We start from the raw sequence: 9,855 nt of genomic DNA, 5'->3' as shown, positions 1-9,855 counted from the left end.
GAGGGGATCTCCCCTCCAGACAGTAGCCTGGCATACAGGGAGAGGTTGTCTTTGGTGCTAGCCGACACCTGGTATCCCAACTGGTGGCAGGCCCTGCTCTTGGGCATGGTGCAGGGGATCACTGAATTTCTGCCCATCAGCAGCACGGCGCACCTGCGGGTGGTTCCGGCTTTGCTGGGCTGGCCAGATGCAGGCGCTTCCTTTGCGGCGGTAATCCAGTTGGGCAGCTTGGGGGCGGTGTTGATCTACTTTGCCTCTGATCTGCGCCAGGTGCTCCTTGGCTCCTGGAAGGCTTGGCAGGAGCGAGATTTCCAGCAGGAGTCTTGGCGGCTGCTCATAGGGATCCTGGTGGGGACGTTGCCGATTGTGGTTGCCGGATGGGCCGTCAAGGCCATTTGGGGATCCCCACCCCGCCAGTTGGGGGTAATTGCTGCTGCCGCCATTGGCTTGGCGCTGGCTTTGGGCTGGGCGGAACGGGTGGGGAAACGCCGGCGAGATCTGCACAGCCTGGGCATTGGGGATGGGCTCTGGGTGGGGCTGGCCCAGGCTTTGGCGTTGATTCCAGGGGTATCCCGCTCCGGTGTGACGCTGACGGCGGCTCTGTTGCTGGATTTGCAGCGCTCGGCTGCCGCCCGCTACTCCTTTTTGCTAGGGATCCCGGCCCTCTTTTTGGCGGGGGTGGCGGAGTTCATCTCCGAGTTTAAGGCAGAGGCGCTGCTGTCGCAGGGGTTGGGGACGCTCTCGGCCTTTGTTTTCTCCTACGGGTCCATCGATTGGCTCATTCGATTTTTGCAGCGCAGCAGCACCTGGCTGTTTATCGCCTACCGGATTGGGTTTGGCCTGTTCATTTTCCTGGGACTGGCCCTGGGGTTCTTGCAACCTTAAGCCGACTTAGCGCTTTGGGCAGGTACTCCCCTAGGTGGGCCGGATCCACCCCTGTTAGACCCCGCTCCCCCGCCAACTGGATAGCGGCTTGGGCATGCCACCACACTCCGGCACAGGCACAACTGAGCAGCTCCGCGATCCCCATCAACTGACCCAGTTGGGCCCTTCTGCGCGCCACCAGGCCGCCGATTAAGCCAGTTAGGACATCGCCGCTGCCACCGCGGGCCAAAGCCGGTGTGCTCTCCGGGTTGACCCAGCATTCCCCCCTAGGAGAGGCGATGACCGTCCGTGCTCCCTTTAAAACCACCACTGCTCCACTCTGGGCTGCCGCCTTTTGGGCTGCCTCCATGCGATCCGCAAGCGGGATCCCTGGAAAAAGCCGGCGAAACTCCCCCAGGTGGGGGGTGAGGATGGCTTGGATCCCGTTTTCTTGCAAGCGCTCCACCCCCATCTCCGCCAGGGCATTGAGGGCATCGGCGTCGATAACCCAAGGGATCCCGGCCCAATCCCGCAGCAAGCTCTCCAGCAGCAGCCGGCGGGTTTCTCCTAGGCCGGGCCCCACCGCCACCGCCTGGAAAGGTTTTTCACCCAGCGGCGGCAGAGCCGGGATCCCTTCCCAGGGGTGAACCAAGGCTTCCGGCAAAGTGCTGTGAATGAGCCCCTTCAATTCCGCCGGCACCGCCAGGGTTACCATGCCCACGCCACTGGCGCGGGATCCCAGCCCGGCCAACACTGCCGCCCCGGCATAGGCCGCCGACCCTGCGACCACTAGCAGGGATCCCTGGCGATATTTGTGGGTATCCAAAGGCGGGTCAGGGGGAAAATGCGGCCAAGGGTTCAGCAACAACTGGGGAGCCGCCTCTGCCGGGCAGACCCAAGGGGGGATGCCAAAATCAAGGCGATGCAGCCGTCCCACCCAGGGCAGAGCCGCCTCCTGCCACAGGCCCCGTTTCCAGAGGCCGAGGGCATAGGTGTGGCTGGCGCGGATGCAGCAGCCCCAGATCTCACCTGTCTGGTCGTTGAGGCCAGAAGGCAAGTCCAGGCTGAGGATGGGAATGCCGCTGCCGTTGGCCCACTCCACCGCCCCCGCCCAGGGATCCCCCAGGGGCCGGTTTAGGCCAATGCCAAAGAGGGCGTCGATGAGCAAGTCGCAGTCGGCCAACGCCTCCACTCGCTCTACAAACTCCGCCCCTAGAGCCCTGAGGTAGCGGGCGTGGTCGGCGGTTAGGGGTTTGAGATCCGGCTTCCCCAGCCAAACCTTTACCCCCTTTTGGGCTAGCCGCAGCTCTCGCCCAACCACCAAGCCGTCGCCGCCATTGTGCCCCGTGCCGCAGAGGATGCCGATGCGCTGCGCCTGGGGAAAATCCTGCCGCAACCGGGCAAAAACGGCCAGCCCCACCTTCTCCATGAGGGCGGCCACGGGCATGCCGGCAGCGAAGATCTCCTCCTCGAGGCGCCGCATCTGCGCCGAGCTGACCAGGGCGGTGGCCGGGTCAAGGGAGTTGAGGACGCTGCGCTGCTGAGGCAAAGAGGGCTCTGTCATGGCGGTCATGGCTGAGGGGGGCTTATGGAGCTCAGCTCGATCACATTCCCGTCGGGATCCCGAACAAACACAGCCGCCCGCCCGGAAGCGCTGGGCTGCACCTCGTAGCCTGCCTGCAGCAAGCGGGCCTTTACCGCCTCCAGATCTTCCACTCCCAGCGCCACGTGGGGATGGCGCCCCCACTTCGCCTTGCTGCCACGACTGGCTTGCTGCCCTTGGTCAAGTGGCTCCTCAGTGACAATCAAATGAATCTGCGAAGACCCCACCTGGTACCAAGCGCCGGGAAAGTTAAAGGGAAACCGTTCTGCCTTGGGGATCCCGAGCACGGTTCCGTAGAAATGCTCGGCCCTGGCCAGATCGCTAACCCAAAGGGCGGTGTGCAGGTGCTGATAGGTGCTCATGACGTTGCTTGGGCGCAAGTTCCTGAAGCTGTCGAGAGAAAGTGTAAGGATTTTCTCCAAAAGACCTGTTCCGCCTGTGCGCTAAGGTGGAACTAGGGCAGCGGCGACGAGAATATCCTCTATCTTGCTTCTTGCCTAGGGGTTGGTCTATGGGATCCCGCACCAAGTTTTTCGGCACCGTCTTGGCCATGCTGGCCGTCAACAGCATCTACATGCAATTGCAGCAGCTTGCCCTGCGGCTGGAAGAAGAGGTAAACCCGGCTCCCTCAGAGCAGGCTGCTCCAGAGTCCCAGAGCAACGCTCAGCCGCCGGATCCCTGGGGTCATCTGGCCCAAGTTTTCCGGCATTGGGTCGAGGCCAGTCCCCTGTAACCCTAGCCTCCGAGCCAAGAGGCAGTTTGCAAAGGGGATCAAACCCCGTACCATAGAGGAGCAGGCTCCCCTTTCTTGCGGTTCACAGTTCGGATACTCACCATGACTCAGCCGTCAGCAGCCTCTGGGCAAAAGCCGATTGTTGTCGCCCCTTCGATTCTTTCGGCGGATTTTAGCCGCTTGGGGGAAGAAGTGCGGGCGGTGGACGAGGCGGGAGCCGACTGGATCCACGTGGACGTCATGGATGGCCGTTTTGTGCCCAATATTACCATCGGCCCGCTGGTGGTGGAAGCGCTGCGCCCGGTTACGGCCAAGCCTCTGGACGTCCACCTGATGATTGTGGAGCCGGAAAAGTATGTGGCCGACTTTGCCAAGGCGGGGGCCGACATCATCTCCGTTCATGCCGAGTCCAGCTCTACCATTCACCTGCACCGCACCCTCAGCCAAATCAAGGATCTGGGCAAACAGGCAGGTGTGGTGCTCAACCCCGCTAGCCCCCTGGAGCTGATCCAGTACGTGCTGGATTTGGTGGATCTGGTCTTGATCATGAGCGTCAACCCCGGCTTTGGCGGCCAGAGCTTCATTCCGGGGGTAGTGCCCAAAATTCGCCAACTGCGGGCCCTGTGCGACGAGCGCGGTCTGGATCCCTGGATTGAAGTAGATGGCGGCCTCAAGGCCAGCAACGCCTGGCAGGTCATCGAGGCGGGGGCCAACGCCATTGTGGCCGGCTCGGCAGTGTTCAAGGCCAAAGACTATGCGGAGGCTATTCGCGCTATCCGCAACAGCCGTCGCCCGGAGCTGGTAACGGTTTGATTTGAGCTTATCGATTGGGGAAACCCATGCTCTTGAGCCCCTCTTAGGCCAAGGCACAAAAGAGAGGGAAGAAGACCTAGCGCCCCTCAATCTTGGCCCATTGCGAATGGCCACAGCTCAGCGGCAGGGATCCCTTCTGGTGGTGAGGACGGGCTCGAAATTCTAGCGCAGAGCGGCGGTCTTCTTCTGGGCAGCCGCAGGGGCTGCACCATCCTCTACGGCAGTCTGGCTGAGGCAATGCGGAGGGGCAGAGGGGGGAACGATTGGCTGAGGCGAGGTAGGGCTGAAAAAAACTTGGCAAAAGGGCAGGCGGCTGTTGCGCTGAATGTCAGCAAGGTAAGGAGAAGGGATGGTGCCCCAGTAGGCGCCCAGCACCTGCCGGTCGGGATCCTCCGGCAGCACCTGGTAGTGCAACATCAAGCGGTTATCGGGGAACCAAGCGCGAACAAGCCTTTGCAGTTGCCTCAAATTGAAGCCCGGCTCTTCCGGGTTATGAATCAGGTGCATCCCCGCCAAGCGTCCGCCGACAAAATAGGCTTGCACATAAAACCCGCGGGCATAGAGGGGGGGCTCTGAGGGATCCCGCGATGAAGGGGCATCCGGCAGGTAGAGGGCCTCACCGCCTGGGCGCAGTTGCCAGCGGCTCCAGCGGGGATCCTCGCGGTCGCTAGCAATGGTCTCCCAATTGTTGGCGCGGGCGTAGCTCAAGAAGCGCTCCTCCACCATGCCCAAATAGAGCATTTCCATTTGTAGGGGCAGTCGGGCCCGCGTTTGCAATAGGGGCAGAGTGCGCACTTCTCCCTGCTTGAGCACCAAAACTTCCGCCAAGGCAGGGCGCGGTTCCCACGCCAGCAGCGCCGCCAGGATACCGGCTCCGAGGGCTCTGCCAAGGCCGGCCAGCCCTCGCCGTGCCGAGGCCCGCAGCAACAAGAGAAGGAGTTTGACAGGGGGCAGCTCAAATCGAGGCTGCGCCCCGCCCAACACGGCAACGGAAGCAGAGACGTAAGATGAGATCACGGGGAAATTCGAAGAGCCGGGAAGACAATAGAGGCTATGGATGTCCTATTTTATCCACAGCGCTAGGGTTCTTTGAAAATTTTAATCTGCTGCCCTGGGTGAACTTTCTTGCCGACAGCGGATGGATCAAAACCGGTCTCCAAATGGGCGCGACTGCCGAGAACCTCCCTCCTCGACCGCAGGGCCGGGGCTCGTCGTCATTGCTGGCCCCACCGCCACCGGCAAGTCGCGCCAGGCGCTGCTGCTGGCCCAACGGCTGGGATCCCCGCTGTTAAACGCCGACTCTCGCCAGGTGTACCGGGAGTTCGACATCGGCACCGCCAAGCCCACTCCCGCCGAGCGGGCCCTTTGGCCCCACGAGTTGATTGACTTTGTGGATCCCCGCCACACCTACACCGTGGCCGAGTTCCAACGAGCGGCCCAAGCCCGCATTGCCGAGGCCCATCGGCAGGGACAGACTCCCATTCTGGTGGGGGGGACGGGGCTTTACATCCAATCCATCACTGCAGGGCTGGGGATCCCGGCAATTCCCCCTCAGCCCCAGTTGCGCGCTCAATTGGAAACTTGGCCGCCCGAGATCCGCTACGCCTGGCTGCAGCAGTTGGATCCCGTGGCCGCTCGGCAGATCCACTCTCATGATGAAGTGCGCACCCTGCGGGCCTTGGAAATTATTTACACCACCGGGAAACCGGCCTCTTGCCTACGGCAGGCCCATCCTCCCCACTACCCCATCTTGATCTTGGGGCTGCGCTGCTCGATGCCCCGTCTGGAACAACGTATTGCCCGGCGCACGGCGGAGATGATGGAGAGGGGGTGGATCGAAGAGGTAAAAACTCTGCGGGAGCGCTATGGGCCGGACTTGCCCCTCTTGCAAACTTTGGGCTATGCGGAGATCGGCGCTTACCTAGAAGGGCGGATCCCAGAGGCGGAGCTGCAGCCTTTGATTGTGCGGCGCACCCGCCAGTTTGCCAAGCGGCAGATGACCTGGTTTCGGGCCATGCCAGGGATCCAGTGGCTGGACTGCGAGGCCGAGGATCTGCCCGAGCAGATCTGGGAGCGGGTTAAAGCCTGGATGGCAGCTCAGACCACTGCTGAAACCACTCCCGCCGCCGCTGAGCATCGGCTTTCCGATCGGTGAGGATCTCCAACACTCGCACCCCTTGGGCGGGCAAGGGATCCAAGGCTTGGGCCAGCTCTTCCCAAGTCTCTAGCCGCCGGTGGGGAATGCCATGGGCCTGGCAGAGGAGGGCAAAATCCACCGCCTGGGGAGTGGCGAAGTAGGGCTCAAAGGGTGGGCCCGCCTCAGCAATGGGCAGCAGCTCGAAAATCCCACCCCCCCGGTTGTTGATGAGGAGGATAGTCAGGGATCCCTGCAGGTAAGGGCTAAGCCGCAGGCCGCCGCAGTCGTGCAAAAAGGCCAGATCCCCGGTCAGCAGCACTGTTGGCCGATGGCGGTGGGCCACCCCGAAGGCGGTCGAGAGAATGCCGTCAATGCCGTTGGTGCCGCGGTTGAAGTAGGGCCGGATGCGGCGGTCGTTGGGCGGCCAAAACCACTCCACATCCCGCACCGGCGTGCTGTTGGCAATCACCAGGGGCGTCTCCGGCGGCAGGTGGTGGGCCAGCCACCAGGCGATCTTGCCCTCAAACCACTCCGGCAGGTCAGCCATGGTCTGGTCTAGGGTGGCGCGGATTTGCGCTTCGGCTGTCAGCCAGCCCTGCAGAAAAGCTGTTCGGGGGGCTGGAGTTTTGAATGTTGCTTCCGGGATCCCGGCGGCCAGCTCTTCCACAGCAAAGGGCAAATGGGTGGTGGGGTTGTGCAGAGGATCCCCGTTCTCGGGCCGGAGATCGAGCAGCCAGGTGCGGGGGCGAGCTTTGGCCAGGGTTTGCCGCAGCGCTTTGCTGGTGGGCAGGGATCCCAGTTGGATGACTTGTTCCGGCCAGAGCTGGGGGCCATCCCGCTGCAGGAGGAGGTCATAGGTGGTGATGAGATGGGGGTTGAGGGAAGCGTAGTTGCGCAGAGGGGAGAGTCCCTCCGCCAACACCGGCCAGCCCAGGGCCAGCGCCAAGCGGGCCACCGCTTCTGCATAACGCTGGGGATCCGCCGGTTGGGCCGGCCCCGCCAAGATCACCCCCCGCTCACAGCCGCGCCACTCCTGCCAAAAGGAAGCTGTTGACGCGAACGCAGAACCGGCAGCCAGGCCAGATGGGGGGATAACCCCGCGGAAAAAGGTCTTCTCAAACTCCGGATCTTCCTGCAAATGAACCAGGGGCGCAGTGCTGCCATCGGCAACGGGAGCTAGGGGATCTCGCAAGGGCACATTCAAATGCACAGGGCCGGGAAAGGGGTAAAGCGTGCGCTCCCAGGCGTGAACCAGGGCTTGGCGGAGATAGGCCAGGGCTTCTGGCTCCGCGCTGGGCAGGGCCAATTCCGCTTGCCAGTTGGGGTAGTGACCGTAGAGCTTCACCTGGTCGATAGTCTGCCCGGCGCGGCAGTGGCGCAGCTCTGGGGGCCGATCCGCCGTCAGGATCAACAGGGAAAACCCACTTTCGGCTGCCTCAAGGAGAGCCGGGAAAAAATGGGCGCCGGCGCTGCCGGAAGTACACACCAGAGGGATGGGCTGCCGAGTTCGCTGGGCCAAGCCGAGGGCAAAAAAGGCCGCCGACCGCTCATCCAGCACCGGAATGGCCTCGATCTCCGGATGCTGCGCCAGGGCATAGGTGAGGGGGGCAGAGCGGGATCCCGGGCACACCACCGCCACCCGACAGCCCAGCCGGCTCAGGGTCTCGGCCAACAGGGATCCCCAGAGGGCGTTGAGGTTGCGCCAATCCAGCCGCCTTGGCGAGACAAAGTTTTCACCGGTCACAGCGGAGACAACGTGTTGAGATCAAATCGGGATCCCGGCGGCAAAAAGTGAAGGCGGGCATTGTGCAGCCGAAAATACTCGTCCGCTGCCGCCTCCTGAACGGTCGAGTACAGTTGCGTCCCGTCCACAATCGTCACCGTGCCCAAGCCGATTACCTCCATCACATTGTTGGCCTGGATCACCACCGCCGTATTCTCATCGATGCCGATGCCCAGGCACTGGGGGTAGTGGGCCACCGCTGTAACCAACCGCACCAGGCGATTGCGCTGATGGAAGTGCTGATCGATGATGACGCGAGGCAAAAGGCCCAGGCCCGTCTTCACCGTTACAATTGCCGGCGTGGGAGGTTCCCCGCTGTAGCCGCGGGAGATCATCTGCTGTCCCAAGGCAGAAGCTCCGGCGCTGGTTCCGGCAATCACCGTCTGTCCTCGCTGCCACTGCTGCCGAATGGCCTCCATCAACTCGCTGTGGGCCAGCACCTCCGCCAGCCGCTCCTGATCCCCACCCGTGAAGTAGATGCCGGTGGAGGAGCGGATTTTCTCGACGTTATCGGGATCCCTCGCCTCCATCGGGTTGCGGATATCCAGCACCTGCAGGCTGGCCGCCCCCATCTGCTGAAAAATATTGGCGTAGACCTCCCCCAGCACCGCCGGGATCCCAGAAGCCGCAGGCACGATGGTGATGTGGGCCGACCTTCCCCCCGCTCGGCGGAAGAACTCCCAAAGGATGTGGCATTCCTTTTCCTTGTCCTCTGCTCCCCCAACGGCAATGAGGTCGGAACGGGCGATGCTGGGATCCCTCACGGTAGGGTAGGGTTGGGCAGCGTGGGTCGGGGTGGAAGGAACTCCGTTCCACCCCAGCTCACGGTGGGCAGCAGAGACATCAGGCAAATGGGGCATGGAGCGCGAGAAAGATTAAAATGGACACATTTCACTTTCACTATGCTACGGCTTGAGATTCGGTTTGGCGCAGCCCCATTCCAGATTTCACGGCGGAGCTAGGAGTGGGTTAGGGGTCGCGAAAGGGGGAATAATGTTCATAAGAACACCCCTCGTTTCGTCCTTCGGTTACCCAGCGGGAGCATCCATGGCCAGAAAACCTGACGGATACCTTGTCCACATCATGCTGGAAGGTGGACAAACCATGCAAGTGCGGGTCAAAGAGGCCAGAGAATACACAGAGTTGATCAACAACCTGATGGTGGGCGGCGAAGAGTTCATCACCTTGCCCAAGCAGATGGACAATGAGTACATGATTGTGCGTCCGCAGCGGGTCTCGGGCGTGTCGGTGGAGGCGATCTACGCTTCCAGCGTCGGCATCGACCTATAGAGCTCAAGGTCAGGGATCCCTTGAGGGTCGTCGGCCTAAGTTGCAACACAAAGCCCCCACCACCGGGGGCAGGGGCTGCCAGAGAACTAGACCCCGCAGGATCTAGAACTTCCCTACCGACAGGTTAGATCTGCGGGGGCAGGATCACCTTGTCGATGACGTGGATGACGCCGTTGACGGCCTCGATATCCGCGGTCACCACGTTGGCATCGTTGACCTTGACTCCATCAGCCAAAGAGATCTCCACAGGGGATCCCTCGACCGTGACCACTTCCCCAGCTTTCAGATCGTTGGAGAGAACTTTGCCGGGCACCACATGGTAGGTGAGAATCTGGGTCAATTGCTCACGGTTTTCCGGCAAGAGCAACTTCTCCAAAGTGCCTTCCGGCAGCGCTGCAAAGGCCTCGTCGGTGGGAGCAAAAACGGTGAAGGGGCCTTCCCCAGCCAGTACCTCCACCAAGTCGGCAGCCTCCAAGGCTTGGATCAACGTGGTGAAAGAGCCGGCCTCAGCCGCAACATCCACAATGGTTTTGCCGGTAGCAGCAGCGGTTTTCACGCTTTCAGAAGTTGCGCCGTAGCTGCCGGCAATGACCGCAGGGGCTGCAACCAACGTGGTGGCCGAGACAACAGCT

Annotated in this window: 11 protein-coding genes; 5 read left to right on the top strand and 6 right to left on the bottom strand. The window is 62.1% G+C overall.

The genetic code is table 11. The annotated features are described in order from the left end of the window. The first annotated feature begins 51 nt into the window (after window positions 1–51). Window positions 52–885 carry an undecaprenyl-diphosphate phosphatase gene (locus NW853_RS09085; protein WP_414332799.1) on the top strand — a complete coding sequence of 278 codons (834 nt, stop codon included), beginning with the start codon at window positions 52–54 and terminating at the stop codon, window positions 883–885. On the opposite strand, the gene NW853_RS09080 is transcribed toward NW853_RS09085, so the two are convergent. Both NW853_RS09080 and NW853_RS09075 read right to left on the bottom strand, forming a co-directional pair. Further along, on the bottom strand, window positions 845–2,428 hold the full coding sequence (locus tag NW853_RS09080) for an NAD(P)H-hydrate dehydratase (protein ID WP_414348854.1): 1,584 nt from the start codon (window positions 2,426–2,428) through the stop codon (window positions 845–847). The two genes, NW853_RS09085 and NW853_RS09080, sit on opposite strands and share 41 nt — an antisense overlap. A gap of 5 nt (window positions 2,429–2,433) precedes the next feature. Continuing rightward, window positions 2,434–2,829, bottom strand: coding sequence for a VOC family protein (locus NW853_RS09075; RefSeq protein ID WP_414348853.1), 396 nt, complete (start codon window positions 2,827–2,829; stop codon window positions 2,434–2,436). Window positions 2,830–2,978: 149 nt separating this feature from the next. Between NW853_RS09075 and NW853_RS09070 the strand changes: the two genes are divergently transcribed. Then, entirely contained in the window at window positions 2,979–3,200 is a 222-nt protein-coding gene (locus NW853_RS09070; protein ID WP_414348852.1) for a hypothetical protein, read from the top strand. 102 nt (window positions 3,201–3,302) lie between these two features. Further along, window positions 3,303–4,013, top strand: coding sequence for a ribulose-phosphate 3-epimerase (rpe, locus tag NW853_RS09065; RefSeq protein ID WP_414348851.1), 711 nt, complete (start codon window positions 3,303–3,305; stop codon window positions 4,011–4,013). A 162-nt stretch (window positions 4,014–4,175) separates the two neighbouring features. Here the strand turns inward: rpe and NW853_RS09060 are convergent, their stop codons facing one another. After that, a complete protein-coding gene (locus NW853_RS09060; protein WP_414348850.1) occupies window positions 4,176–5,030 on the bottom strand; it encodes a hypothetical protein in 855 nt (284 codons plus the stop codon). Between the two features lie 121 nt (window positions 5,031–5,151). Here NW853_RS09060 and miaA point away from each other — a divergent pair, with 121 nt between their 5' ends. Further along, complete coding sequence (miaA, locus tag NW853_RS09055; protein ID WP_414348849.1) at window positions 5,152–6,168, top strand: tRNA (adenosine(37)-N6)-dimethylallyltransferase MiaA; 1,017 nt, start codon at window positions 5,152–5,154, stop codon at window positions 6,166–6,168. Here the strand turns inward: miaA and menD are convergent. Then, window positions 6,092–7,894 carry a 2-succinyl-5-enolpyruvyl-6-hydroxy-3-cyclohexene-1-carboxylic-acid synthase gene (gene menD / locus NW853_RS09050; protein WP_414348848.1) on the bottom strand — a complete coding sequence of 601 codons (1,803 nt, stop codon included), beginning with the start codon at window positions 7,892–7,894 and terminating at the stop codon, window positions 6,092–6,094. The two genes, miaA and menD, sit on opposite strands and share 77 nt — an antisense overlap. Continuing rightward, window positions 7,891–8,793, bottom strand: a complete 903-nt coding sequence (locus tag NW853_RS09045; protein WP_414332719.1) for a cyanophycinase — start codon at window positions 8,791–8,793, stop codon at window positions 7,891–7,893. The genes menD and NW853_RS09045 overlap by 4 nt, the downstream gene beginning before the upstream one ends. Before the next feature lie 187 nt (window positions 8,794–8,980). Here NW853_RS09045 and NW853_RS09040 point away from each other — a divergent pair, with 187 nt between their 5' ends. Further along, a complete protein-coding gene (locus tag NW853_RS09040) occupies window positions 8,981–9,223 on the top strand; it encodes a hypothetical protein (protein WP_011433628.1) in 243 nt (80 codons plus the stop codon). Window positions 9,224–9,347: 124 nt separating this feature from the next. On the opposite strand, the gene NW853_RS09035 is transcribed toward NW853_RS09040, so the two are convergent. Next, complete coding sequence (locus tag NW853_RS09035) at window positions 9,348–9,833, bottom strand: fasciclin domain-containing protein (protein WP_414348855.1); 486 nt, start codon at window positions 9,831–9,833, stop codon at window positions 9,348–9,350. Window positions 9,834–9,855: the final 22 nt, after the last annotated feature.

It is taken from the genome of Synechococcus sp. H55.11 (assembly GCF_047462475.1).
Taxonomy (GTDB): Bacteria; Cyanobacteriota; Cyanobacteriia; order Thermostichales; family Thermostichaceae; genus Thermostichus.
Note: the sequence above shows the minus strand (reverse complement) of the source record. Positions and strands in the feature narration are given on the sequence as shown.

Bases quoted from the DNA above. Each gene is read 5' to 3' on its own strand.
- NW853_RS09070 (WP_414348852.1), top strand. From the start codon at position 2,979: ATGGGATCCCGCACCAAGTTTTTCGGCACCGTCTTGGCCATGCTGGCC.
- NW853_RS09040 (WP_011433628.1), top strand. From the start codon at position 8,981: ATGGCCAGAAAACCTGACGGATACCTTGTCCACATCATGCTGGAAGGT.
- NW853_RS09080 (WP_414348854.1), bottom strand. From the start codon at position 2,428: ATGACAGAGCCCTCTTTGCCTCAGCAGCGCAGCGTCCTCAACTCCCTT.
- NW853_RS09045 (WP_414332719.1), bottom strand. From the start codon at position 8,793: ATGCCCCATTTGCCTGATGTCTCTGCTGCCCACCGTGAGCTGGGGTGG.
- rpe (WP_414348851.1), top strand. From the start codon at position 3,303: ATGACTCAGCCGTCAGCAGCCTCTGGGCAAAAGCCGATTGTTGTCGCC.
- miaA (WP_414348849.1), top strand. From the start codon at position 5,152: ATGGATCAAAACCGGTCTCCAAATGGGCGCGACTGCCGAGAACCTCCC.
- NW853_RS09075 (WP_414348853.1), bottom strand. From the start codon at position 2,829: ATGAGCACCTATCAGCACCTGCACACCGCCCTTTGGGTTAGCGATCTG.